This is a genomic window from Pseudomonas sp. WS 5503 (genome assembly GCF_012985385.1).
GTDB classification, from domain to species: domain Bacteria; phylum Pseudomonadota; class Gammaproteobacteria; order Pseudomonadales; family Pseudomonadaceae; genus Aquipseudomonas; species Aquipseudomonas paracarnis.
The window spans coordinates 989111-1014321 of record NZ_JAAQWI010000001.1; the positions used below are offsets into that span (position 1 = coordinate 989111).

The window sequence follows — 25211 nt, forward strand, 5'->3', positions numbered from 1 at the left end:
CAGTGATCGGAGTCTCAGTCCTGCTGGAAGTGGCTGTTCGCTTGGTCTTGGAGCGCACTGGCAGCTCGCCCGTCAGCCGCAACGGCAGCGGTACCACCTTCCACATTGAGATCCAACATGCCGTCGGGGGTGTTGATTTGGCCGGACTTCAACCCGGTGATATTGAAGTTCTCGCAGGTGATATTCAGGGTGCCGTTGGCGTGCAATTCGATCACCGTCTTGCCGCATTTCAGGCGTAACGCGTTGCCCACTTCGACGGTGTATTCGTCGGCGACCGAGTCACTTTTGCTGCCGCCTACTTTCAACGTGTCGTTGGCCTTCACCACCCGCATGCGGGTACGGCCAACAGTGATGGTTTCGTCCTGGCCGACCTGGCTGCTTCGGTCGGCGCCAATGGATTGGGTCTGGTTGTTCTTGACGATGGTGTTCTGATCTTTCTGGGCATGGATAAACACTTCCTCCTGGCCCAGCTCATCCTCAAAGCGCAGCTCATTGAAACCTTCGCCCTTATGGGTGCGGCTCTTGATGGTCATCCGCGTCTTGTGTTTAGGCAGCTCGTAGGGCGGCAGGTTGGTCTGTCTGTAGGCGGTCCCAGTGGCGATCGGCTGGTCAGGATCTCCGTCCAGGTGGCTGATCACTAACTCCTGACCTACACGCGGGATCGCGATGGAGCCCCAGGTCGCCCCGGCCCAGCCTTGGGTGACGCGGATCCAGCACGAGCTGTGGTCGTTGTTTTTGTCCGCACGATCCCATGGAAACTGCACCTTGACCCGGCCCCATTCATCGCAATAGATCTCTTCCCCCGGCGGGCCAACTACCGTGGCGATCTGCGGGCCATCGATGCAGGGTTTGGGGGGCAGCGGCGCTTTCCAGTCCGAGGTCCAGCGGATGGCGCTGGCTTTCAACGAGTAAGAGGTACCGAGGCCGCTGCCGAACGATTCTTCCTGCAAGCTGGTGTGCTGCTTGCCTTCGTGTTTTATGGCGATGGTGCGCCAGCGGTCGTTGAAGTCTTCGCGGGGATGATCGTTGAGGTCGAAGGCCAACCCCGGTTGCAGGCGTTCATCGTCGCCTTCGACATGGGCCAGTTTGGCGTCGTTGCGTAGCGCCGTTAGGCGCGTCTTGGTGAAGGGCTTGCCAGCAATGTCGCGTTTGTAGCGGCCGGGGTAGTCGTAACGTTCGTAGTCCTTGTGCTGGTTTTTCAAGTCCTGGTCGCCGGTGGCGGTGTGCTGTTGGTCGTAGCGCGGGTGGGTGAAGGTGTAGTCGCGCTGCACCTGGCGTGCGGTGCGCACTTGTTCGGTGTAGTGGAAGCGGTTTAACGCTGGCTCCTTGGAGTCGCCACCTCCCATGGGCTGGTAGATCACCGGGCAGTCGGTGTGGGTGCCGATGGTGCCGAGGCCGCCGACGCGGTCGGTGAGCACGAGGGTATGGCCGTCGGCGCGGTGTTCGAAGGTGTAGAGCAGGCCTTCTTCGGCGGCGAGGCGGGCGATGAAATCGAGGTCGGTTTCACCGGCCTGCACGCAGTATTCGCGGGGTTGGTGTTCGAAGCAGATTTCGCTGCGGATGTCGGTCAGTTTGTGCTCGGCCAGCATGCTGGTGATGATGTCTGGCACGGTCTGGGCCTGGAAGATGCGCCAGTTGGAGCGCAGATCGAAACGCTTCAGAGTCGGTTCGACCACGGCGGTGTAGCGGGTTCGGCGAAAACCGGTATCGCCCTGTTGGAACAGGCTGACCAGGCCATGGACGTAGCGTACCGGAGTGTCGTCGCGCCAAATGGTGAACACTGCGGCCAGGTCGAGCATGCGGTAGAAGTCGATGGCCGGGTGGTGACTGACCAGTTCCAGTTCGAGTTTGAAGGGCTGGGACAAGCCTTCTTCAAGGGTGAACGAGACCACTTCGAAGGGATCGCCCCGCAGCGGTTCGAAGGTGTAACGCAGGTCACTTTGACGGGGCATGAGGGCATCCTTGTAATACGCCTGAGACAAGACGTAATCCTAGGAAGCTGTGATCTAGCACTTCAATGGTGCGGAGGAAATCGAGAGGTCTCTTACCCACGCAGCTACAAAGAGCTGTCAGACCTTTCTGTACTACTCAGAGTAAAGCCGTACAACTGTAGGCAAATCAATCGATAGCTTGAAGGTCCACGCCAGAGGTCAACTGTTGCGGTTTGGGCAATAGTTATTATCTTGTTACACTCTGTATCGCACCGCTCGCCTGCGTTACTTTGACGCATCGATGAGCGCGACGGCAAAGGCAGCTGACCACTCACCCGAATTTCCCTCGACTTATTTCCAGGGCTCTACACTGGGAATCTGTCTTAAAGCCGCTGACTTCAGCGGCTTTTTTTTGCCGTGAAAAAAGGCCGGGCACACCCCACGACACTGGCCGTTCATGATTGACCAAAGGAGCTCCACCGGTGAAGAACTCGCTGACGTTCACCCCGTTATTCCTCGCAATCGCAGCAACGATCATCCCGCTTGCCCACGCGGCAGACGCCCCGCCCGTTGAAGGTTTCGTCGAGGGTTCACACCTCACGATCAACACCCGCAACTACTACATGAACCGCGACCGACGCGATATTCATACCGATGACAGCAAGGAATGGGGCCAGGGCTTTATCGGCACCTTCGAATCCGGCTACACCCAGGGCACCGTCGGCTTCGGCCTGGACGTCAATGCCATGCTCGGCCTCAAGCTCGACGGCGGTGGTGGTACGGATGGTTCCAGCATCCTTCCGTATGGCAGCGGCAACGGCAAAGCGCCGGGTTCGTTCTCGACGGCTGGCGGCACCTTGAAGCTGCGCGCCTTCGACACCGAACTGAAAGCCGGCGACCTGTTCCTCAACAACCCGGTGATCGCCGGCGGCATGACGCGCATGTTGCCGCAGACTTTCCGTGGCGTGAGCCTGACCAACCACAGCTTTGACGGCTGGATGATCGAAGGTGGCCAGGCCAGTTTCACCAAGCTCTACAACCAGAGCGGCCATCGGCGCATCGGCACCAGCTACGGCACGCTGCCCGCCAACACCGACAGCCAGCACCTGGACTGGGCTGGCGTGTCGTTCAGCGGGATCGAGGGGCTGACCAGCAACCTGTACGCCTCCGAACTCAAGGACGTCTGGCACCAGTATTACTACGACGTGGAATACACCTATGCCCTGAACAACCTGGTCAGCCTGACGCCCGGCCTGCACTACTACCATACCCAGGACACCGGCCAATCGCTGCTGGGGGATATCGACAACAACACCTACAGCCTGCATTTCACCGTGGGCGTGGGCAACCACAGCGTCACGGCGACTTATCAGCGGGTCAATGGCAACACGCCGTTCGACTACATCACCCAGGGCGACAGCGTGTACCTGGACAACTCCCAGCAGTACTCGGATTTCAACGGGCCCAACGAGCGCTCCTGGAAGCTCAAGTACGCCTACGACTTCGCCGGCCTCGGCGTGCCCGGCCTGACGTCCGCCGTGTCCTACATCAGCGGCAAGACCGACCTGACCAAGGTCGACCCCAACAGTCGTGGCTACAGCAACTGGTACAGCGCCGATGGCAAGGACGCCAAGCACTGGGAGCGCGATATCGACCTGAAATATGTGGTGCAGGGCGGCAAGGCCAAGGACTTGGCCGTGCGCCTGCAATGGGCGACCAATCGCGGCAGCAATGGCTACTCTGCAGTGGACCGCGATGTGGATGAATATCGTGTGATCGTGGATTACCCGATCAACGTGTTCTGAGTACAGGTAGGAGCGAGCTTGCTCGCTCCTACAGGTTGGCTTTGCGCCATATTTAAGAGTTGCTACTACGCTAAGGGCATTCTCAATGCAGAAGTGTGCCCGATGAGTTCAAGCCCTACCCGCCCCAACCGCCGCCCGGAGCGCCTGCTGATCCTGGGCAGCACGCTCACGGTGTTGCTGATCGTGGGGGTCGTCACTGCGCTGCTGATTCGTGAACATGCCAACACCCTGCAGACGGCCAAGCGCACCGCCAACACCATCACTCAATTGATCGACGCTGATGTGCTGCGCAATGTCGAACTTTACGACATGGCCCTCAAAGGCTTGATCAGCGCCACCGAGCGCACCGACCTGCAAGACGTTTCAGATAGCATCCGTCATTTGGTGCTGTTCGATCGTTCCGCAGCGGCGCCCTACAAGGGCGATATCCTGCTGTTGGACCCGGCTGGCGAGGTGATTGCCGATTCCTCCCTGCTCACGCCCAAGCTGGGTAACTTTGCCGACCGGGACTATTTTCGGGCGCACCGCACCAACCCCGACCTGGGCTTGTATATCAGCCGCCCGTTCATGGCGCGCTGCCAGTGTGCCGACCCTTGGCGCATCGCGTTCAGCCGTCGCGTTTCATCACCGGATGGGCGCTTCCTTGGAGTGGCGGTCGCGTCCATGCGCCTGTCGTACTTTCATCAGTTGTTCAGCAGCTCGAACATCGGCAGCAACAGCACCATCAACCTGCTCAACCACCAAGGCATCCTGCTGGCGCAAGAGCCTCTGCTGGAAGCAGATATCGTCGACAAGGACCTGAGCCAGCGCCCGAATGTGGCGCGCATGCTGCGCGAACGGGACGGCAGCTTCCAAAGTATCTCCAGTGTCGATCGCCAGGCACGGCTCTACAGTTTTTCGAATGTGGGCAACTTGCCGCTGATCGTGGCGGTGGCCTTGTCCAGCGATGAAATGTTCGCCCCCTGGCGGCGTGCGGCGTGGCTGGTCAGCATCGCGACCGGAGTGTTGTGCGTGGGCCTGTTGTGGCTGACTTGGGCACTGTGCATGGAGTTGCGCCGCCGCCATCGGGCTGAACAGGTGCTGTCAGAACTGGCAGCCACCGACGCCCTTACCGGCCTGGCCAACCGTCGCACGCTGGACGAACGCTTGCGGCTGGAATGGGAACGGGCACAACGCTCCACCGAGTCGTTGAGCGTACTGATGATCGATGTGGACCACTTCAAGGCCTTCAACGACCGCCATGGTCACCAGGGCGGCGATGAGGCGTTGCGTGCAGTCGCGCATGTGATCGCCAGCCATATCCGCCGCCCTGCCGACCTGGCGGCGCGTTATGGCGGTGAAGAGTTCGCGGTGGTGCTGCCCAATACCGACGCCAAGGGCGCGTGGGTGATCGCCGAGCATATCCGCAAGGGGGTCCAGCACTTGCCGAGAGTGGCCGGGGATGAGCAACCGATCACCGTAAGCATCGGCCTGAGTACCTGGCAGAAGCACAGCCGTATCTCCCTTGAAGACCTGCTGCTCAAGGCTGACCAGGCGCTGTATCAGGCCAAGCACAGCGGCCGTAACCGGATAGTGGATGCTTCAAAAACCTCAAACTGATGAGGTCAGGTGTGGGAGCTGGCTTGCCTGCGATGGCGGTGGGTCAGCTACCTATAAGCTAACGGCCAGGCCGCTATCGCAGGCAAGCCAGCTCCCACATTTGGATATTCGTCGGGCATAAAAAAAGGCCACCCGAAGGCAGCCTTTCAAAACTAAAGAAAGAGAGTTGTTACTTACACCGCCGCAACGGGACGCATGTAAGAGATCGGTGCGGTGCTGGCATCTTCGAAGGTCACGACTTCCCAAGCGTCTGTCTGCTCAATCAACTTGCGCAGCAGCTGGTTGTTAAGGGCGTGGCCCGACTTGAAGCCTTTGAACTCGCCTATCAGGCTATTGCCCAGCAGGTAGAGGTCACCGATTGCATCGAGGATCTTGTGCTTCACGAATTCGTCTTCATAGCGAAGGCCGTCTTCGTTCAGTACACCATCCGCGTCGACCACAATGGCGTTTTCCACGCTGCCGCCGAGTGCGAGGTTGTGCTTGCGCAGGTACTCGATGTCACTCATGAAACCAAAGGTGCGGGCGCGGCTGACTTCTTTTACAAACGAAGTGCTGGAAAAATCCACGCTTGCACTTTGGGTGCGGTCACGGAATACCGGGTGATCGAAATCGATCTCAAAGCTCACTTTAAAGCCTTCGAACGGGACGAAGGTGGCGCGCTTGTCGCCGTCTTCTACTGTCACTTCCCGCAGAATGCGAATGAACTTCTTGGCTGCGTCCTGTTCTTCCAGGCCGGCAGATTGAATCAAGAATACGAAGGGGCCAGCGCTGCCATCCATGATCGGGACTTCGGACGCGGAGAGCTCGACGTAGGCGTTATCGATGCCCAGGCCAGCCATGGCCGAGAGCAAGTGCTCCACCGTGTCCACTTTGACGTCACCGTTGACCAATGTGGTCGACATAGTGGTTTCGCCAACGTTTTCCGCGCGAGCAGGAATCTGCACCACAGGGTCCAGGTCGGCACGCACAAACACGATGCCGGTGTCGACAGGTGCAGGCTTGAGGGTCAGGTATACCTTCTCCCCGGAGTGCAGACCTACACCTGTGGCACGAATAATATTCTTCAGGGTGCGTTGTTTAATCATGGCTTGGACCGCTTCAGCGCAAATTGCGAACTGGTATCAACAAAGGCTGGCGATAATAGCAGACCAGACCTTTGCTGAACACCAATCACCTTCATAGCCCTGATACATTCCATTAATCGGCCTGACGACGCAGGAATGCCGGGATGTCCAGATAGTCCAGGTCATCTTGCGGATTCGGGCTACGGGACGCCGCAGCACCGGCCTGAGCCTGGTTGCGCATCACGGTCGGACGGTCCAGGTCACGGTAGTTGACCGACGGCAGTTCCTGGCGAGCAGGGGCTGGAGCGGCAGCTGCCTGGCTGGCCTGGCTGGTGTGCAGGGTGTTGTCGATGACCTTCACAGGCTTCTCGATTTTTGCACCCAGGCCGGTAGCAACCACGGTTACATGCAGCTCATCGCGCATGTCCGGATCAATAACGGTACCGACTTTGACCATGGCGTGCTCGGACGCGAAGGCTTCGATGATGCTACCCACGTCGGAGTACTCACCCAGGGACAGGTCGGGACCGGCGGTGATGTTCACCAGGATGCCGCGTGCGCCTTGCAGGTTCACGTCTTCGAGCAACGGGTTGCGGATGGCCGCTTCGGTGGCTTCGCGTGCACGGTTCGGACCGCTGGCGCAGCCAGTGCCCATCATCGCCATGCCCATTTCGCTCATGACCGTACGTACGTCGGCAAAGTCGACGTTGATCATGCCCGGACGCTTGATGATGTCGGAGATACCGCGAACGGCACCGGCCAGTACATCGTCAGCCTTGGCGAACGCAGACAGCAGGCTTGCGTCCTTGCCCAGGATGGTCAGCAGTTTCTCGTTGGGGATGGTGATCAACGAGTCGACGCTTTCAGACAGCAGACGGATACCTTCGTCGGCGATCTGCATGCGCTTGCGGCCTTCGAACGGGAACGGACGCGTCACGACAGCAACGGTCAGAATCCCCATTTCCTTGGCCACTTCGGCAATGATCGGTGCAGCACCGGTACCGGTACCGCCGCCCATGCCGGTGGTGATGAACACCATGTTGGTGCCTTGCAGCACTTCGGCAATACGCTCGCGGTCTTCCAGGGCGGCTTGACGGCCGACTTCCGGATTGGCGCCAGCGCCGAGGCCTTTGGTCACCGCGGTGCCCAATTGCAGGATGGTCCGCGCGCCGATGCTTTTGAGCGCCTGGGCATCAGTGTTGGCGCAGATGAACTCAACGCCTTCAATGTTGCTCTTGACCATGTGGTTGACAGCGTTGCCGCCGCCACCGCCGACACCGATTACTTTGATAACCGGGCTAGCGGGGATGTTGTCTACGAGTTCGAACATGTTCCCTCTCCTTTCATTTTCTCTAGTTTTTTCGCCTACTACGCCTACTGCCGTAGGAGTTACAAGTTGCAAGCTATTAGCTGCAAGCTTGAAACGCCGTACTCTTGAAGCTTGTAACTTGTCGCTTGAAGCTAACTTCGTCAGAAGTTTCCTTTTACCCAAGCCTGCAGCCGCTCGAACAACGGCGCTTTCGCCTCGTCGTCGCTGCGGTAGCTGTCACGGATGCTCGGGCCCGACAGGGAAATGCCGTCGGTCTGCTTTTGCAGCCCGTACAACAGCAAGCCCACACCGGTGGAATAAATCGGGTTACGCACCACGTCGCCCAGGCCCTTCACGCCATGGGGCACGCCCAGGCGCACCGGCATGTGGAAGATTTCCTCGGCCAACTCGACCGCGCCTTCCATCTTCGAGGTGCCACCGGTCAGCACGATGCCGGCCGGGATCAAATCTTCGTAGCCGCTGCGGCGCAGTTCAGCCTGGATCAGGGTGAACAGTTCGTCGTAGCGTGGCTCGACCACTTCGGCCAGGGCCTGGCGCGACAGTTCGCGCGGTGGACGGTCGCCCACACTTGGCACCTTGATGGTCTCGCCGGCACCGGCCAGCTTGGCCAGGGCGCAGGCGTAGCGGATCTTGATTTCTTCGGCGTACTGGGTCGGTGTGCGCAGCGCCATGGCGATGTCGTTGGTGACCTGGTCGCCGGCAATCGGGATCACGGCGGTGTGACGGATCGCACCCTCGGTGAAGATCGCGATGTCGGTGGTGCCGCCGCCAATGTCCACCAGGCACACGCCCAGTTCTTTTTCGTCGTCGGTCAGGACCGAGTAGGCCGAGGCCAACTGCTCGAGAATGATGTCGTCGATTTCCAGGCCGCAGCGGCGCACGCATTTTTCAATGTTCTGTGCGGCGTTGACGGCGCAGGTCACCACGTGGACCTTAGCTTCCAGGCGAACGCCCGACATGCCCAGGGGCTCGCGCACGCCTTCCTGGTTGTCGATCACGTAGTCCTGCGGCAGGGTGTGCAGCACGCGCTGGTCCGCCGGGATCGCCACGGCCTGGGCAGCGTCGAGGACGCGCTCAAGGTCGGCCGAGCTGACTTCACGGTCGCGGATCGCCACGATGCCGTGGGAGTTCAGGCTGCGGATGTGGTTGCCAGCCACGCCGACGAACGCCGAGTGAATCCGGCAACCGGCCATCAGCTGCGCTTCTTCGATGGCGCGCTGGATCGATTGCACGGTGGACTCGATGTTCACCACCACGCCCTTCTTCAGGCCCCGGGACGGATGCGTGCCAATACCGACGATTTCGATCGCGCCGTCTTCCCCGACCTCGCCCACCAGCGCCACCACCTTGGAGGTGCCGATATCGAGACCGACGATCATTTTGCCGCTTTGCACGTTTGCCATGGGTCCTGCCTCTTCTTAATTCTTCGCGACAGCGGGTTGTGCTGCCGTGGGCGCAGCCGGTGTACGCCAGCCGACGGCCAGGCCGTTGGCGTAACGCAGGTCGACGCTCGCAATGTTCGTAATCTGTTCTTTCAAGGTTTTTTCATAGATGGCAATAAAGCGGCGCATCTTTTCCACCAAGCGGTCGCGTCCCAGCAACAACTCGATGCCCGGGCCGGAACTGCCTGCCCCGGTCGTCAAAAACCAGCTGCCCCGCTCACGCAATTCCAGGCGTGCAATGGAGAAGCCCAGTGGCCGCAGCATCTGGCTCAAGGCCTGGTACTGCTGCATCACTTGCTGCTGCGCCCGCTGCGGCCCGAACAGCTGCGGCAGGTGTTCATAGTTGGCCAGCTCACGCGGAGTGAACGCCTGGCCCTGGTTGTTCAACAGCGCTTCATCGCCCCAACGGGCCACGGGCAGTTGTTCTTCCAGGCGAATCGTGACCTGGTCCGGCCATACTCGGCGAACTTCGGCGTGGGCGATCCACGGCATCTGTTCCAGCTCCGAGCGCATGCCGGCCAGGTCGATGGTAAAGAAGCTCGCCGCCAGGTATGGGCCGATGCGCTGCTGTACCGCTTGCTGGCTGATGTAGCTCAAGTCGCCCTGCACGCTGATCTTGGTGATCGGCCGGTCGGCATACGGCAACAGACGCTGCGCGCCTTCGTACGTGCCAAAGCCCAGCACCACCAGCAGCACCGGCCAGAACAGCGCCTTGATAAAACCAAAGTTGGCTTTTGGCAGGCGCGCCGACATCGGCTCTTTAGCCACCATTCGGCTTGCACCCCGTGGCACCGGCTTGCGGCTCGGTGCTTGTGGGGGCTGATGACGAAGCGATGCGCCGTTCATGTGTTTAGCCTCTTGGCTCAATGCTGTCGGCCAGGATCGCCAGCACTAACTGCTGGAAATCCAGACCGGCGGCACGGGCTGCCATGGGAACCAGGCTGTGGTCGGTCATGCCCGGTGCGGTGTTGACTTCAAGGAACCAGAAATTCCCTTGGTCATCCTGCATCACGTCTGCCCGCGCCCAACCGGCGATACCCAGCGCCTCACAGGCTTTCGCCGTGAGGTCCATCAATTCCTGTTCCTTGGTTGCTTCGAGCCCACACGGGATCCGGTACTGAGTATCGGAAGCCAGGTACTTGGCGTCGTAGTCATAAAAGGTGTGGGGCGTGCCCAAAGCGATGGGCGGCAATACCTGGCCACGCAGGGTGGCGATGGTGTACTCGGGACCGGAAATCCACTGTTCCACCAACACTTGCGAATCGTAGGTACTTGCCGCTTTCCATGCGTCGATCAATTCGGCGGCCGAGTTCACTTTGGCCATGCCGATACTGGAGCCTTCATGGGCTGGTTTGACGATCAAAGGCAGGCCCAGTTCCTTGGCCGCAGAAATACAATCGTCTTCACTGCACAGTACGGCGTGACGTGGGGTCGGAATGCCCAGGCTGTGCCACACCTGCTTGGTGCGCAACTTGTCCATCGCCAAGGCCGACGCGAGGATGCCGCTGCCGGTGTAAGGGATGCCGGCGCATTCAAGCAGGCCCTGCATGCTGCCGTCTTCACCGCCGCGGCCGTGAAGAATGAGAAAGGCACGGTCGATCTTCTCGGCCTGCAGGCGGGCAAGGAAGTCATCGCCCACATCGATACCGAACGCGTTCACGCCAGCACTTTGCAGCGCCTCAAGCACCGCATTGCCGGACTTGAGCGACACTTCGCGCTCGGCGCTCTTGCCGCCGAACAACACGGCCACGCGACCGAAGTCGGCAGGCGCAAGGGTGGAAAACAGGGAGCCGTAATCAGTGGTCATTTCGACTTCCCCTTGGCGGCGGCTGCAAACAGCGGGCTCGCCAGCAATTTGGGCGCAAGGCCACCGATATCACCGGCCCCCTGGCACAGCAGGATGTCACCAGCACGCAACAGCGGCTTGACGATAGGCGCCAGGTCCACGCCACGCTCGATGTAGATCGGGTCCAACTGGCCGCGCTGGCGGATGCTGTTGCACAGCTTGCGGCTGTCAGCGCCCGGAATCGGTTCTTCACCGGCCGGGTAGACTTCCATCAGCAGCAGCACGTTGGCATCGGCCAGTACATTGACGAAATCGTCGTACAGGTCGCGGGTGCGGCTGTAGCGGTGCGGCTGGTACACCATCACCAGCCTGCGCTCCGGCCAACCACCGCGCACGGCCTTGATAACGGCCGCAACTTCGGTCGGGTGGTGCCCGTAGTCGTCCACCAGCATCACGTCACCGCCTTCGACTGGCAGTTGGCCGTAGACCTGGAAGCGACGGCCCACACCGGCAAAGCGCGACAGGCCCTCGACGATGGCTTCATCGCTGACGCCTTCATCGGTGGCAATGCAGATGGTCGCCAAAGAGTTCAGCACGTTGTGATTGCCCGGCATGTTCACCGACACGTCCAGAGGCTCGCGATCGGGGCGCAGCACGGTGAAGAAGGTTTGCATGCCTTCCTGGCGCACATTGATTGCGCGCACGTCGGCGTCTTCGCTGAAGCCGTAGGTCACGGTAGGGCGTTTGACCTGGGGCAGGATTTCACGCACCACCGGGTCGTCCAGGCACACCACCGCCAACCCGTAGAACGGCAGGTTGTGCAGGAAGTCGACGAAGGTTTTCTTCAACTTGTTGAAGTCGCCGTCGTAGGTCGCCATGTGGTCTTCGTCGATGTTGGTGACGACTGCAACCAGCGGTTGCAGGTGCAGGAAGCTCGCGTCACTTTCATCGGCTTCGGCGATCAGGTAGCGGCTGGTACCCAGCTGGGCATTGGTGCCAGCTGCATTCAGGCGGCCACCGATGACGAAGGTCGGGTCCAGGCCACCGGCGGCGAACACCGAGGCGATCAGGCTGGTGGTGGTGGTCTTGCCATGGGTACCGGCGACGGCGATGCCGTGGCGATAGCGCATCAGCTCGGCAAGCATCTCGGCACGCGGTACCACAGGGATACGGCGCTCAAGGGCGGTGGCCACTTCCGGGTTGGACGTGTTCACGGCGCTGGACACCACCAGCACATCAGCCTCGGCGGCGTTCTCGGCACGGTGGCCGATGAAGATCTGTGCGCCAAAGGACTTCAGGCGCTCGGTGACCGGCGACTCTTTCAAGTCCGAGCCGGACACCTGGTAGCCCAGGTTCAGCAACACTTCGGCAATCCCGCACATGCCCACGCCACCGATACCGACGAAGTGAATACGACGGATGCGGCGCATCTCGGGTTGCGGCATGGCTTTCTGATTCTCAACCATGGGCCACCTCCAGGCAGATATCGACCACGGTGCGGGTTGCGTCAGGTTTGGCCAGGCGGCTTGCGGTGCTCGCCATGCTGTTGAGTCGTTCCGGTTGCATCAAAACCTCGGTCAGGCGTGCGGCCAAATCGGCGGCGCCAGTCGTTCTTTGCGGCAGCAGGAAGGCAGCGCCCTCCCCGGCCAAATATTCGGCGTTGCGGGTCTGGTGATCGTCGATGGCGTGGGGCAAAGGCACCAGCAAGGACGGCAGACCGGCGGCCGCCAGTTCACTGACGGTCAGCGCACCAGCGCGGCAGACCACCAGGTCGGCCCAGCCATAGGCTTGGGCCATGTCTTTGATGAAGGGCTGTACATTGGCCTCTACACCGGCCTCGCGATAACGCGCGGCGGTGACTTCATCGTGGTTCTTGCCGGCCTGGTGGAAGATCTCCGGGCGCACATCCTCAGGAAGTTGCGCAACGGCTTCAGGCAGCAATTTATTCAGTGGCTCAGCACCCAGGCTTCCGCCCAGGATCAGCAGGTGAGCCTTGCGCCCCGCCAGCGCGTCACGCGCAATGGCCATGAACAGTTCGGTACGCACCGGGTTACCGGTGGTGCGAAGCTTGTCGGAGGCGGCGAAGGTTTTCGGAAAGGCTTCACACACCCGCGCGGCCAATGGCACCAGCAGGCGGTTGGCGGTACCGGCGACGGCGTTCTGTTCATGGACGATCACCGGCACGCCCGCGAGTTTCGCCGCAACGCCACCAGGGCCGGTCACATAACCACCAAAGCCAAGCACACACACCGGCTTCAACTCGCGAATGATCTTGCGCGCCTGCATGACCGCCTTGAGCAACACGAACGGCGCCTTGAGCAATGACAACTTGCTCTTGCCGCGCAACCCGGTGACGTTGATCAAATGCAGCGGCAAACCGGCATTGGGCACCAATTCGTTTTCGATGCCACGGGGCGTACCCAGCCAGTGCACGGTGTAGCCACGGTTCTGGAATTCACGGGCGCAGGCCAGGGCCGGGAACACATGCCCCCCGGTACCGCCCGCCATGATCAGCACGTTAGCGCCCATGAGTCGGCTCCTCGGCGAAGTCGCTCTCGCTGAACTCCATCTCTTCGCTGCCCAGGTGGGTGCGACTCTCCCACTCGATACGCAGCAACAACCCGAGACAGGCGCAGCAAATCACCAACGAGCTGCCGCCGTAACTGAGGAACGGCAAGGTCAAGCCCTTGGTCGGCAGCAGGCCGACGTTCACACCGATGTTGATCAGGAACTGGCCGATCCACAGGAAGGCCAACCCATAGGCAACGTAGGCGGCGAAGAACTGCTTGGCCTTCTCTGCCCACAAGCCGATGTACATGGCGCGCACACAGACGAATACAAACAGTGCCACGGTGCACAGCGAACCCACCACACCCAACTCTTCGGCCAATACCGAGAACACGAAGTCGGTGTGGGCTTCCGGCAGGTAAAACTGCTTCTGCACACTGTTGCCCAGGCCCACACCCAGCCACTCGCCTCGACCGAAGGCAATCAGCGCCTGGGTCAACTGGTAGCCGGAGCCGAACTGGTCGGACCAGGGGTCGGTAAAAGTAATCAGACGCGCCATCCGGTAGGGTTGCGCCTGCACCAGGATGGTCACGGCCGCGACTGCCAGCACCACCATCAAGGTGAAGCGGAACAGCCCGACCCCACCCAGGAACAGCATGGCCGCCGCAGCGCCCATCATGACCACCGTGGCGCCGAAGTCGGGCTCCATCAGCAGCAGGCCAGCCATGGGCAGCAGCACGATGAACGGCTTGAAGAAGCCCATCCAGCTTTCGCGTACTTCTTTCTGACGGCGCACCAGGTAACCGGCGAGGTAGATCACCACGAACACCTTGGCGATTTCCGAAGGCTGCACGTTGAACGCGCCGAAGCCGATCCAGCGCATCGAACCGTTCACCTCGCGGCCAATGCCCGGGACGATCACCATGACCAGCAAGCCGAACGCACCGATCAGCATCAACCAACCCAGTCGCTGCCAGGTGGCAATCGGAATCATCATGGTGACGATGCAGGCGCCCAGGCCGATCACCAGGTACACCAGGTGGCGGATCATCATGTACAGCGTGTTGCCCGACTGCACGGCAGCCACTTCGGAGGACGCCGAAGTGATCATCACCAGGCCCAGGCCGAGCAGCGCCAGGCAACCGGCGAGCATAGGGAAATCAAGGTCAATGCCGCGCCCGGTAATGATCGGCGACGGGTATGGCTTGATGATGTTTCTCAGATTGAGGCTCATGCCAAAGCCTCCACGGCGCGGGCGAACAGTTGGCCGCGCTCTTCATAGTTCTTGAACATGTCGAAGCTGGCGCACGCGGGCGACAGCAACACCGCATCGCCAGGCTGGGCCAGGGCTTTGCTCTGGGCAATGGCGTCGTCCAGGGAAGCTGCGCGTACTTGCGGTACAGCGTCACCGAGGGCGGCGGCGATCAGGTCCGAATCGCGGCCCATCAGCACCACGGCGCGGCAATGGGCGGCCACTGGCGCTTTAAGGTCCTTGAAGTCGGCACCCTTGCCATCACCACCGGCGATCAGCACCAGCTTGCCGTCGATATCGGCACCCAGGCCTTCGATGGCCGCCAGGGCTGCACCGACGTTGGTGGCTTTGGAGTCGTTGTAATAGCTGACGTCATTGAGATCGCGCACCCATTGGCAGCGATGCTCAAGCCCGGCAAACGTGCGCAGGCTCGCGAGCATGGCGTCGAATGGCAGGCCAACCGCGTGACCGAGTGCCAAGGCCGCCAGGGCATTGGACTGGTTGTGTGCGCCACGGATTTTCAGTTCGCGTACCGGCATCAGGTTCTGGAATTCGAACGCCAGGTACTTCTCGCCGTTCTCTTCACGAATGCCGAAGCCTTTGAAGTCCGGTTTGCCGAGGCCGAAGGTCCAGCAGGGCATGCCCTCGCCCATCAGCGGACGGCTCAGGGCATCCTGGCGGTTGACGACAAATTGCCTGGCGCCACGGAAGATTCGGTGCTTGGCCAGGTGATAAGCCGGCAGGCCGCTGTAGCGGTCCATATGGTCTTCGCTGACGTTCAATACCGTCGCCACTTCAGCGCCCAGGTCGTGGGTGGTTTCCAGCTGGAAGCTCGACAATTCCATCACATACAGCTCGACGTCGTCGCTGAGCAGGTCCAGAGCCGGCACGCCAAGATTGCCGCCGACGGCCACACGCTTGCCCGCCGCCGCTGCCATCTCGCCGACCAGAGTGGTAACGGTGCTTTTGGCGTTGGAACCGCTGATGGCCACGATCGGCGCCTTCGCGTTGCGTGCGAACAGGTCGATATCGCCAGACAGCTTCACGCCACGGGCCGCAGCTGCTTGCAGGGCCGGTGTCGCCAGGGCCAGGCCCGGGCTCACGTAGAGCTCGTCGGCACGACACAGAAACTCGACATCCAGCTCGCCACAACGCACTTCCACGTGCGGGTAGTCACGGCGCAGCGTGACCAGCTCCGGTGGATTTTCCCGCGTATCGGCCACGGCAAACGACGTGCCCCGGTTCGCCAGGAAGCGAACCAGGGACATGCCGCTCTTGCCGAGGCCGACAACGATGCGGAAGTGGTCTGAAGCGATCAGGGACACTCGTTTCTACCTCAGTTTCAGGGTGGCAAGGCCGACCAGTACCAGAATCACGGTGATGATCCAGAAGCGGACAATCACGCGTGGCTCAGGCCAGCCCTTGAGTTCAAAGTGGTGGTGAATCGGCGCCATGCGGAACACACGACGCCCGGTCAACTTGAAGGACGCCACCTGGATGACCACCGACAGGGTTTCCATCACGAACACACCGCCCATGATGAACAGCACGATTTCCTGGCGAACGATCACCGCGATGGTGCCCAAGGCTGCGCCCAGCGCCAGTGCGCCGACGTCGCCCATGAAGACTTGTGCCGGGTAGGTGTTGAACCACAGGAACCCCAGGCCGGCACCGATCAAGGCGCCGCAGAACACGATCAACTCACCGGCGCCCGGCACATAAGGAATCAGCAGGTATTCAGCGAATTTCACGTTACCCGAGAGGTAGCAGAAGATGCCGAGCGCACCGCCCACCATCACCGTCGGCATGATCGCCAGGCCGTCGAGGCCGTCGGTCAGGTTCACCGCGTTGCTGGAGCCGACGATCACGAAATAGGTCAGCACCACAAAGCCCACACCCAGCGGGATGCTCACATCCTTGAGCATCGGGATGATCAAGGTGGTTTCCACGGCACTTGGCGCGGTGGTGTACAGGAATATCGCGGCGGCCAGGCCGAACACCGACTGCCAGAAATACTTCCAGCGGCTTGGCAGCCCCTTGGAGTTTTTCTCGATCACTTTGCGGTAGTCATCCACCCAGCCGATGGCACCGAACAGCAGGGTCACCAGCAACACCACCCACACGTAGCGGTTATGCAGGTCGGCCCAGAGCAAGGTGCTGACGCCGATGGACGACAGGATCAGCGCACCGCCCATGGTCGGCGTGCCGGACTTGGACAGGTGCGACTGCGGGCCGTCGTTACGAACCGATTGACCAATTTGCAGGTTCTGCAGGGTGCGGATCATCCACGGCCCCAGGAACAGTGACAAAGACAGCGCGGTCAGCACACCCAGGATCCCGCGCAGGGTCAGGTACTGGAAGACCGCGAAGCCTTTGTGGAACTGTTGCAGATACTCAGCCAGCAGCAGCAGCATTAATGTTTCTCCGTACTTGAGCCACACAAGGCTGCGACGACGTTTTCCATCACCGCGCTGCGCGATCCCTTGATCAAAATGGTTGTGTGTTTGTCATGTTCAGCCGCCGTCAACGCCTGGATCAGCTCGGCCTGGCTCGGGAAATGCCGCGCGCCAGGGCCGAAAGCGTTGACCGCATGGGCCATGTTTGTGCCAACGGCGTAGAGCGCGTCCACTTTGCCGGCGGCATAGGCGCCGACTTCACGGTGGCCCTGTTCAGCCCAATCGCCCAATTCGCCGATATCGCCCAGCACCAGCACCTTGCGCCCATCAAAGCCTTTGAGCAGGTCCACAGCGGCATTGATGGAGGACGGGTTGGCGTTGTAAGTGTCATCAATCACGCGCATGCCGTTGCCAGCCAGTTGCGCCACGGTGCGGCCCTTGACCGGCTGCACCGCGCCCAGGCCGGTGGCAATACCGAACAGCGACACGCCCAGGGCATGGGCGGCAGCGGCGGCGGCCAAGGCGTTGGCGACGTTGTGGTTACCCAGCAGGTTCAACTGCACGTGCTCATCACCTTGCGGGGTGTGCAAAGTGAAGGACGGGCAGCCACGGGCATCGACATTGATGTTGGAGGCGTGGAAATCGGCTGCGGCATTCAGCACTGCAAACGTCAGGACCTTGCGACCGGCGGCGCGTACACGCCAAGTCTCGAAGGCCTTGTCATCCAGGTTCAGTACCGCAGTGCCCGAGGCGTCGAGGCCCTCAAGGATTTCGCCCTTGGCTTCGACGATTTTTTCCGGGCCGCCGAACTCACCGACATGGGCGGTACCGGCGTTGTTGATGATCGCCACGTGAGGCTGGGTCAGCGCCACGGTATAGGCGATTTCGCCGATGCGCGAAGCCCCCAGTTCAATCACTGCCGCCGTGTGTTCCGGGGCCAGTTCGAGCAGGGTCAGCGGTGCGCCGAAATCATTGTTCAGGTTGCCACGGGTCGCGAGTACCGGCCCGCGCGTACGCAAGACGCCAGCAAGCAGTTCCTTGACCGTGGTCTTGCCGCTGGAACCGGTAATGGCCGCCACCGGCTTATCAAAAGCAGCACGGTTAAGCGCACCCAGTTGGCCCAGGGCCAGGCGGGTGTCGGCTACCAGCAATTGCGGCAAGGCAGAATCGGCCACTTCACGCTGCACCAAGGCACCGACGGCACCTTTGGCGGCAACGTCGTTGAGGTAGTCGTGACCATCGAAACGCGGGCCGGCCAGGGCGACAAACAGCTGCCCCGGCTGGATGTTACGACTGTCGATACTGACGCCGGTGAATGTGCAGTCGCTCGACAGCACACGGGCCGACAGGGACTGGGCCAGTTCGCTGAACGTCATCGCCTTAAGCATGGGCGACCTCCCAGGCGGTCAGGGCGTGATCCGCCTCGACCAGATCGGAGAAGGCATGGCGCTCACCGTTGATTTCCTGATAGTCCTCGTGGCCTTTACCCGCGAGCACCACTACGTCGTCCGCGCCGGCACCGGCGATCAACTGGGCAATGGCGGCGCCGCGACCAGCCACAAAAGTGACGTTGGAGGCGTCTTTGAAACCGACACGGATGTCGTCGAAAATCTGGCTCGGGTCTTCGCTGCGCGGGTTATCGTCGGTGACGAGTACGCCATCGGCCAAGCGCTCGACAATTTCGGCCATCAACGGGCGCTTGCCGCGATCGCGATCACCGCCGCAACCGAACAGGCAAAGCAGTTTGCCTTTGGCATGTGGGCGCAGCGCTTCGAGGACTTTTTCCAGGGCATCCGGGGTGTGGGCGTAATCGACCACCACCAACGGTTGCGTGCCGCCACCCAGGCGCTGCATGCGACCGGCCGGGCCTTCCAGCTTCGGCAATACCCGCAGGATTTCATCCAGGGCGTAGTCCAGGCCCAGCAGTGCACCGATAGCGGCGAGCACGTTGCTCAGGTTGAACCGCCCAAGCAAGGCACTGCGCAAGTGGTGCTCGCCCTGCGGCGTCACCAACGTGGCGCGCACGCCTTCATCATTGAATTGGGCTTCGCGGCAGTACAGGTAGGCACTGGCATCTTGCAGGCTATAGCTGATCAGGCGCGCATCGCTGTCTTCGCCCGCCAGTTGGCGGCCGAATGCGTCGTCGAGGTTGACCACCCGGCACTTCAGGTCATTCCAGGCAAACAGCTTGGCCTTGGCGGCGGCGTACGCCTCCATGGTGCCGTGGTAGTCGAGGTGATCGCGGGACAGGTTGGTCATCACGGCCACGTCAAAAGCCAGTGCGGTGACACGCCCTTGGTCCAGGCCATGGGAAGACACTTCCATGGCTACCGCCTTGGCACCGGCCTTTTTCAGGTCGGCCAGGGTCGCTTGTACGGCAATCGGGTTTGGCGTGGTGTGCAGGCCGCTTTGCAGCGCGCCATAGAAACCGGTGCCCAGGGTGCCGACGATGCCGCAGTGCTGACCCAGCAGGTCCAAAGCCTGGGCAACCAACTGGGTCACACTGGTCTTGCCGTTGGTGCCAGTCACGCCCACCAGGTTGAGTTGACGGCTCGGGTCACCGTAGAAACGCCCGGCGATGTCGGACAACTGCGCTGCCAGGCCCTTGACCGGAATCAACGGCACATCGGTGATCGGCAGCACGGTGGCGCCTTCCACTTCATAGGCGACCGCAGCCGCACCGCGTTGCAGGGCATCGGCGATATGCGCACGGCCATCGAGCTTGCCGCCAGGTACCGCCAGGAACAGGTCACCGGCGCGTACATTACGGCTATCCAGCGTCAGCTCACGAATCAGCAGATCGTGGCCGGCATGGGCAAAAATCTTGTTCAGGCTAAGAGACATCAGCCGCGCCCTCCATTGGCTTTAACAGCGGCAGCCGGTGGACCAGCGTTGGCTTGTTGCGTCGGCGGCAGGTTGTCCGGCGTGATATTCATCAAGCGCAGGGTGCCGGACATCACTTTGCTGAACACCGGCGCCGAAACCAGGCCACCGAAGTAGCCGGCTTTACTAGGCTCGTCGATGACCACGACGATGGCATAGCGTGGGTCGCTCATCGGGCCGAAGCCGGCGAACAAAGAACGGTAGGAGTTTTCGGCATAGCCCTTGGTGCCCACCGAGGTCTTACGCGCCGTACCGGACTTGCCAGCAACGTGGTACGCCGGCACCTGGGCGCGGAATACGCCACGCGGTGCCTCGATCACTTGTTGCAGCATGCCTTGCATGGTCTTGGCGACGTTTTCCGGGATCACTTGGGTGGCTTTTGGCGCTTCGTCGACGTGGATCAGGCTCAGCGGAACCATACGGCCGTTATTGGCCAATACCGAGAACGCGTGGGCCAACTGGATGGCGGTCACCGACAGGCCGTAGCCGTAGGACAGCGTGGCAGTCTCGGCTTTTCTCCACTCGCGGTAGTTCGGCAGGTTACCGACCCGCTCGCCCGGGAAGTCGAGGCCGGTGGGTTGCCCCAGGCCGATCTTTTGCGCCAGGTGATAGATGGTCTCGCCGCCGATATCGAAAGCAACCTTGCTCATGCCGACGTTACTGGAGTTGATCAGGATGCCGGTCAGGTCCAGCACTGGCCCCTCGGTGCGGGACACGTCACGAATGGTGTACTTGCCCAACTGCAAGGTGCCTGGGTAAACCTCGACCTTGTCGCTGGGTTTCCAGCGGCCGGTTTCCAGGGCAGCGCTCATGGAGATGGCTTTCATGGTCGAACCGGGTTCGAACACGTCGATCATCGCGCGGTTACGCATCATCGCCGGCTGCAGGTTGCGGCGGTTGTTCGGGTTGTAGGTGGGCTGGTTGACCATGGCGAGGATCTCGCCAGTCTTCACATCCATGATCACCAGGCTGCCGGCCTTGGCGCCGTTCTCGATGATCGCGTTACGCAGTTCGCGGTTGGCCAGATATTGCAGACGCAAATCGATCGACAACGCCAGAGGCTTGCCGGCCTTGGCGTTCTTGGTGACCTGGACGTCCTTGATCAGTCTGCCGCGCCGATCCTTGATGACCTGACGCTTGCCCGGAACCCCGGCCAGCCATTCGTCATAGGCCAGTTCGACCCCTTCGCGGCCGTGGTCATCGATGTCGGTGAACCCCACCATGTGCGCGGTGGTTTCACCGGCCGGGTAGAAACGCCGAAATTCCTCGATGCCGTAGACGCCGGGAATTTTGAGATCGAGCACTTGCTGGCCTTGCTCAGGGGTAAGCCCACGAACCAGGTAGATGAATTCTTTATTGGCCTGGGCTTCCAGGCGTTCGGTCAGGGCCTTGCGGTCCTGCCCGAGGGCAGCGGCCAGTTCAGGCCACTTGTCCTTGGCAACTTGCAGCTCTTTGGCGTTGGCCCACAGGGTGGTCACCGGGGTACTGACGGCCAGAGGCTCGCCGTTACGGTCGGTGATCAGGCCACGGTGTGCAGGAATCGGGATGTGCCGCAGGCTGCGAGCGTCACCCTGGCCGATCAGGAAGTCGCGGTCGACGACCTGAAGATCGAAGATGCGCCAGACGATCGCGCCCACCATCAATGCCAGCAAGCCGAGCATCAGGCGAAAGCGCCATGGGTAGAGTGCCCCTTCGAGTTTCATCATGGCGCCACCATGCGAACTTCAGCCGCGCCTGGGATGTGCATCTTCAACTGTTCGGTAGCCAGCACTTCGATACGGCTGTGGGCCGTCCAGGTGCTTTGCTCAAGAATCAACCGGCCCCATTCTGCCTGGGCTTTGTCGCGCACGCTCAATTCCCCGTAAAGGGTATTGAGCAACTGACGGTTCCAGTGGGCGCTGTAGGACACCGCTATCGCGGACACCAGCACGCCGACAAACAGCAGCAACATAAAGAAGCTGCCGCCCGGGAGGGGCTTGGCGAAAAGCTTGCTCACCGCAATTTCTCCGCAACACGCATGACGGCGCTACGGGAACGTGGGTTGGCCTTGAGTTCGGCTTCGGAAGCGAACTGCGCTTTGCCATGGATTTTGATTTTCGGCACGAAGGCTTCGAAACGCACCGGCAGGTTACGCGGCAGGTTATCGGACTCACCCTTTACCAGACGACGCATGAAGAGTTTGACGATGCGGTCTTCCAGGGAGTGGAAGCTGATCACCACCAGGCGACCGCCCACTTCCAAAGCATCCAGAGCGGCTTCGAGGCCGGCTTCCAGATCGCCCAATTCGTTATTGACGTGAATGCGCAACCCTTGGAATGCGCGGGTGGCCGGGTTCTTGCCCTTTTCCCAGGCAGGGTTGGCGACCTTGAGCACTTCGGCCAGGTCAGCGGTGCGTTCGAACGGCTGGATTTCGCGGCGCTCGACCACGGCACGCGCCATTCGACCGGCGAAGCGCTCTTCACCGTATTCCTTGAACACACGGGCGATTTCTTCTACCGGCGCGGTGGCGATGAACTGTGCGGCACTGACCCCACGAGTGGGGTCCATACGCATATCGAGGGGGCCGTCGTTCATGAAGCTGAAGCCGCGCTCCGGGTCGTCGAGCTGTGGCGAAGACACGCCCAGGTCGAGCAGAACCCCGGCCACCTTGCCCGCCATACCGCGCTCGGCAACTTCGGCACCCAGCTCGGCAAAGCTGCGCTGCACAACGACAAAGCGGCCGTCTTCGGCCGCTAGCGCTTGCCCGGTGGCAATCGCTTGAGGGTCTTTGTCGAACCCGAGGAGTTTGCCGTCGGACCCGAGCTGGCTGAGTATCAACCGGCTATGCCCGCCCCTGCCGAATGTGCCATCGACATAGCAGCCATCGGCACGTACGGCGAGAGCCTCAACGGCTTCGTCAAGCAGTACGGTGATGTGGTTAAAGCCGCTATCAATAGTCACAGGATCAAATCACGCAGTTCATCAGGCATGGCGCCCGGTTGTTGAATAGCAGCCAGGTCCGCTGCAGACACAGCATCCCAGGCATCTTCGTCCCACAATTGGAACTTGTTCAGTTGGCCTACCAGCATTGCGCGCTTGTCGAGCCTGGCATACTCGCGCAGTCGCGGCGGCACCAAGAAACGACCGCTGCCATCGAGTTCAAGGTCAACGGCATTACCGATCAGCAAACGCTGGAGGCGGCGGTTTTCTTCACGCAATGAAGGCAGCGCGCGCAACTTGGTTTCAATTAACTCCCACTCATCGAGAGGGTAAACACATAAACAGGGGTCAACGGCGTCAATCGTGATGATTAACTGCCCTGAACTTCGCGAAATGAGCTCGTCACGATACCGGCTCGGCATGGCGAGACGGCCTTTTGCATCGAGACTGATAGCGTTAGCTCCGCGAAACACAGATGCGTTTCTCCAAATTTTAGCGTTTTACGTTCAAAAAACCCACTTTGTGCCACTTTCCGCCACTTGCGCACACTATAGGAATGCGCCCACCACACCGTCAAGGCGCGTATTCAAGGAAAAGCCTTACAGAACGGAGATTTAGGAGTGCAAAAGGAGGAGAAACGAGAGTTTGGCGATGTTTTTGACTCAACAACGGCAAATAGCTCAGAGAGCTAGAGGCTAAAGTTAAAGTAATTTATTAAGAGTAAGATTTTTTTGGTATTACGAAGATGCATCTGCCAATGATTTGGCAGGGAGGGATTCTTGCGTTACTACCGGGTTTGCGCACGAGATTCGAACGCAAGGAAAAAAAGGTGGAGAGTCGATCTGTAAGCCGGGTTCTGTCTTGAACAGTCATTCGTCTACGATGGCCATCACTGGACATCTTTAGCAACCTACCCGGTCCCAGCGCGGGCCACGCCTTGGGACCCTATTTGGTCTTGCTCCAAGTGGGGTTTACCTAGCCACGAACTGTTGCCAGTCGTGCGGTGCGCTCTTACCGCACCTTTTCACCCTTACCGGCACCGAAGTGCTTAGGCGGTTATTTTCTGTGGCACTTTCCGTAGGCTCACGCCTCCCAGGCATTACCTGGCACTTCGCCCTATGGAGCCCGGACTTTCCTCCCCCCCCTAATTTTCATAGAAGGCAGCGACTGTCCAATCGACTCTCCGCCGCGCAGGTTAACGGCACGGCGGCTTGAGGACAAGTATTAAAAGTGCGGCATTGCCATCACGTTCAGACGAAATACAGATTTGCCCCTGGAACTATTCGGCCTTCTGCTTATCGAGCGCGACCTGATACAACACATTCTTGCGCACGCCGGTAATTTCCGCTGCCAGGGCGGCGGCGCGCTTGAGTGGCATTTCCTTGAGCAACAAATCGAGGACGCGCATCGCCTCGCTGCCCACCGCATCTTCATTCTCCGGCGCGGTCCAGCCTGCTACCAACACCACGCATTCGCCACGTTGCTGATTGCTGTCGCCCTCGACAAACGCTCGCAGCTCCTCCAGCGGCAACCCCTTGAGGGTTTCGAAGGTCTTGGTCAACTCTCGGGCCAGCAAGGCCAGACGCTCACCGCCGAACTCCAGCTCCATGTCTTGCAGGCATTCAAGGATACGATGCGGAGCCTCATAGAAGATCAAGGTGCGCGGTTCTTCTTTAAGTGCCTGCAGACGCGCCCGACGCCCTACAGCCTTGGCGGGCAGGAAGCCTTCGAAGATAAAGCGGTCCGAGGGCAACCCGGCGGCCGATAATGCAGCAATCAGCGCGCAGGCTCCCGGAACAGGCACTACATTGATACCTGCGGCACGGGCCTGGCGGACCAGGTGGTAACCAGGATCGGAAATCAGGGGCGTGCCCGCGTCGGAAATCAGCGCGACGTCATCACCCGCCAAAAGACGTGTGATAAAGCGGCTACCCTCTTCACGTTCGTTGTGTTCGTGGCAGGCCGCTAATGGCGTGCTGATACCAAAATGCTGCATCAACCGTTGGGAGTGCCGCGTGTCTTCTGCCGCGATCAATTTCACCTCGCGCAACACTTTCAGCGCCCGGGCACTGATGTCGTCCAGGTTGCCAATGGGCGTCGCCACCACAAAAAGCGAGCCAGCAGTGGAATTCAAAGGACCTGGAGCAGTCAAAGCGCACACCTCGATGGTTGGCAAAAGCCACATTGTAGCGCGTAGACGCCTTGAAAATATGCCATCACGGCCGATGCCGTTTCAGCCACCATTAGCTAAACACAACATTTGCACGACCTAAATCCACGGTTTAACGCCATGAAC

General features: G+C 60.6%; 20 protein-coding genes and 1 other RNA gene. 2 read left to right on the top strand and 19 right to left on the bottom strand.

The window, feature by feature from the left end:
• Positions 1-14: 14 nt before the first annotated feature.
• Entirely contained in the window at positions 15-1952 is a 1938-nt protein-coding gene (gene tssI / locus HBO10_RS04640; RefSeq protein ID WP_034126342.1) for a type VI secretion system tip protein TssI/VgrG, read from the bottom strand.
• A 461-nt stretch (positions 1953-2413) separates the two neighbouring features.
• Between tssI and HBO10_RS04645 the strand changes: the two genes are divergently transcribed.
• A complete protein-coding gene (locus HBO10_RS04645; protein ID WP_034126341.1) occupies positions 2414-3736 on the top strand; it encodes an OprD family porin in 1323 nt (440 codons plus the stop codon).
• Between the two features lie 102 nt (positions 3737-3838).
• Positions 3839-5335 (top strand): diguanylate cyclase, encoded by a 1497-nt coding sequence (locus tag HBO10_RS04650; RefSeq protein WP_034126340.1) that lies wholly within the window; start codon positions 3839-3841, stop codon positions 5333-5335.
• 173 nt (positions 5336-5508) lie between these two features.
• On the opposite strand, the gene lpxC is transcribed toward HBO10_RS04650, so the two are convergent.
• From lpxC to rsmI, 18 genes are all read right to left on the bottom strand, one after another.
• Positions 5509-6420, bottom strand: a complete 912-nt coding sequence (gene lpxC / locus HBO10_RS04655; RefSeq protein WP_003171886.1) for a UDP-3-O-acyl-N-acetylglucosamine deacetylase — start codon at positions 6418-6420, stop codon at positions 5509-5511.
• A 112-nt stretch (positions 6421-6532) separates the two neighbouring features.
• On the bottom strand, positions 6533-7729 hold the full coding sequence (gene ftsZ / locus HBO10_RS04660; protein WP_003188685.1) for a cell division protein FtsZ: 1197 nt from the start codon (positions 7727-7729) through the stop codon (positions 6533-6535).
• Between the two features lie 140 nt (positions 7730-7869).
• Positions 7870-9132 (bottom strand): cell division protein FtsA, encoded by a 1263-nt coding sequence (gene ftsA, locus HBO10_RS04665; protein WP_003188682.1) that lies wholly within the window; start codon positions 9130-9132, stop codon positions 7870-7872.
• 15 nt (positions 9133-9147) lie between these two features.
• Positions 9148-10017, bottom strand: coding sequence for a cell division protein FtsQ/DivIB (locus HBO10_RS04670; protein ID WP_019816943.1), 870 nt, complete (start codon positions 10015-10017; stop codon positions 9148-9150).
• A 4-nt stretch (positions 10018-10021) separates the two neighbouring features.
• Positions 10022-10978: a D-alanine--D-alanine ligase gene (locus tag HBO10_RS04675; RefSeq protein WP_014716974.1), complete on the bottom strand. Its 957-nt coding sequence runs from the start codon at positions 10976-10978 to the stop codon at positions 10022-10024.
• The gene (murC, locus tag HBO10_RS04680) at positions 10975-12423 is read right to left on the bottom strand and encodes a UDP-N-acetylmuramate--L-alanine ligase (protein WP_003188677.1); all 1449 of its coding nucleotides are present in this window, start codon (positions 12421-12423) and stop codon (positions 10975-10977) included. The genes HBO10_RS04675 and murC overlap by 4 nt, the downstream gene beginning before the upstream one ends.
• Positions 12416-13486: an undecaprenyldiphospho-muramoylpentapeptide beta-N-acetylglucosaminyltransferase gene (gene murG / locus HBO10_RS04685; protein ID WP_003188675.1), complete on the bottom strand. Its 1071-nt coding sequence runs from the start codon at positions 13484-13486 to the stop codon at positions 12416-12418. Before murG ends, murC begins: the two co-directional genes overlap by 8 nt.
• A complete protein-coding gene (gene ftsW, locus HBO10_RS04690; RefSeq protein ID WP_161793210.1) occupies positions 13476-14687 on the bottom strand; it encodes a putative lipid II flippase FtsW in 1212 nt (403 codons plus the stop codon). The genes murG and ftsW overlap by 11 nt, the downstream gene beginning before the upstream one ends.
• Positions 14688-14695: 8 nt before the next feature.
• Complete coding sequence (gene murD / locus HBO10_RS04695) at positions 14696-16042, bottom strand: UDP-N-acetylmuramoyl-L-alanine--D-glutamate ligase (protein ID WP_034126339.1); 1347 nt, start codon at positions 16040-16042, stop codon at positions 14696-14698.
• Positions 16043-16048: 6 nt separating this feature from the next.
• On the bottom strand, positions 16049-17131 hold the full coding sequence (gene mraY, locus HBO10_RS04700) for a phospho-N-acetylmuramoyl-pentapeptide-transferase (protein WP_003188670.1): 1083 nt from the start codon (positions 17129-17131) through the stop codon (positions 16049-16051).
• On the bottom strand, positions 17131-18501 hold the full coding sequence (gene murF, locus HBO10_RS04705) for a UDP-N-acetylmuramoyl-tripeptide--D-alanyl-D-alanine ligase (RefSeq protein ID WP_034126338.1): 1371 nt from the start codon (positions 18499-18501) through the stop codon (positions 17131-17133). Before murF ends, mraY begins: the two co-directional genes overlap by 1 nt.
• Positions 18494-19957: a UDP-N-acetylmuramoyl-L-alanyl-D-glutamate--2,6-diaminopimelate ligase gene (locus HBO10_RS04710; protein WP_034126337.1), complete on the bottom strand. Its 1464-nt coding sequence runs from the start codon at positions 19955-19957 to the stop codon at positions 18494-18496. The genes murF and HBO10_RS04710 overlap by 8 nt, the downstream gene beginning before the upstream one ends.
• Positions 19957-21699, bottom strand: coding sequence for a penicillin-binding protein 2 (locus HBO10_RS04715; protein ID WP_019816949.1), 1743 nt, complete (start codon positions 21697-21699; stop codon positions 19957-19959). The genes HBO10_RS04710 and HBO10_RS04715 overlap by 1 nt, the downstream gene beginning before the upstream one ends.
• Positions 21699-21992 (bottom strand): cell division protein FtsL, encoded by a 294-nt coding sequence (ftsL, locus tag HBO10_RS04720; protein WP_003188663.1) that lies wholly within the window; start codon positions 21990-21992, stop codon positions 21699-21701. Before ftsL ends, HBO10_RS04715 begins: the two co-directional genes overlap by 1 nt.
• A complete protein-coding gene (rsmH, locus tag HBO10_RS04725) occupies positions 21989-22930 on the bottom strand; it encodes a 16S rRNA (cytosine(1402)-N(4))-methyltransferase RsmH (RefSeq protein ID WP_087149552.1) in 942 nt (313 codons plus the stop codon). The genes ftsL and rsmH overlap by 4 nt, the downstream gene beginning before the upstream one ends.
• A gap of 2 nt (positions 22931-22932) precedes the next feature.
• Positions 22933-23388 carry a division/cell wall cluster transcriptional repressor MraZ gene (gene mraZ, locus HBO10_RS04730; protein WP_004371993.1) on the bottom strand — a complete coding sequence of 152 codons (456 nt, stop codon included), beginning with the start codon at positions 23386-23388 and terminating at the stop codon, positions 22933-22935.
• Positions 23389-23744: 356 nt separating this feature from the next.
• An RNA gene (gene rnpB, locus HBO10_RS04735) (RNase P RNA component class A) lies at positions 23745-24098 on the bottom strand.
• A 96-nt stretch (positions 24099-24194) separates the two neighbouring features.
• The gene (gene rsmI, locus HBO10_RS04740; protein WP_152612704.1) at positions 24195-25100 is read right to left on the bottom strand and encodes a 16S rRNA (cytidine(1402)-2'-O)-methyltransferase; all 906 of its coding nucleotides are present in this window, start codon (positions 25098-25100) and stop codon (positions 24195-24197) included.
• Between the last annotated feature and the right edge of the window lie 111 nt (positions 25101-25211).

Coding starts and splice junctions, on each gene's coding strand:
- murF (WP_034126338.1), bottom strand. CDS start 18,501: ATGCTTAAGGCGATGACGTTCAGCGAACTGGCCCAGTCCCTGTCGGCC.
- HBO10_RS04675 (WP_014716974.1), bottom strand. CDS start 10,978: ATGACCACTGATTACGGCTCCCTGTTTTCCACCCTTGCGCCTGCCGAC.
- murC (WP_003188677.1), bottom strand. CDS start 12,423: ATGGTTGAGAATCAGAAAGCCATGCCGCAACCCGAGATGCGCCGCATC.
- HBO10_RS04670 (WP_019816943.1), bottom strand. CDS start 10,017: ATGAACGGCGCATCGCTTCGTCATCAGCCCCCACAAGCACCGAGCCGC.
- HBO10_RS04715 (WP_019816949.1), bottom strand. CDS start 21,699: ATGAAACTCGAAGGGGCACTCTACCCATGGCGCTTTCGCCTGATGCTC.
- ftsA (WP_003188682.1), bottom strand. CDS start 9,132: ATGGCAAACGTGCAAAGCGGCAAAATGATCGTCGGTCTCGATATCGGC.
- HBO10_RS04710 (WP_034126337.1), bottom strand. CDS start 19,957: ATGTCTCTTAGCCTGAACAAGATTTTTGCCCATGCCGGCCACGATCTG.
- lpxC (WP_003171886.1), bottom strand. CDS start 6,420: ATGATTAAACAACGCACCCTGAAGAATATTATTCGTGCCACAGGTGTA.
- tssI (WP_034126342.1), bottom strand. CDS start 1,952: ATGCCCCGTCAAAGTGACCTGCGTTACACCTTCGAACCGCTGCGGGGC.
- rsmI (WP_152612704.1), bottom strand. CDS start 25,100: ATGTGGCTTTTGCCAACCATCGAGGTGTGCGCTTTGACTGCTCCAGGT.
- mraY (WP_003188670.1), bottom strand. CDS start 17,131: ATGCTGCTGCTGCTGGCTGAGTATCTGCAACAGTTCCACAAAGGCTTC.
- murG (WP_003188675.1), bottom strand. CDS start 13,486: ATGGGCGCTAACGTGCTGATCATGGCGGGCGGTACCGGGGGGCATGTG.
- HBO10_RS04650 (WP_034126340.1), top strand. CDS start 3,839: ATGAGTTCAAGCCCTACCCGCCCCAACCGCCGCCCGGAGCGCCTGCTG.
- ftsZ (WP_003188685.1), bottom strand. CDS start 7,729: ATGTTCGAACTCGTAGACAACATCCCCGCTAGCCCGGTTATCAAAGTA.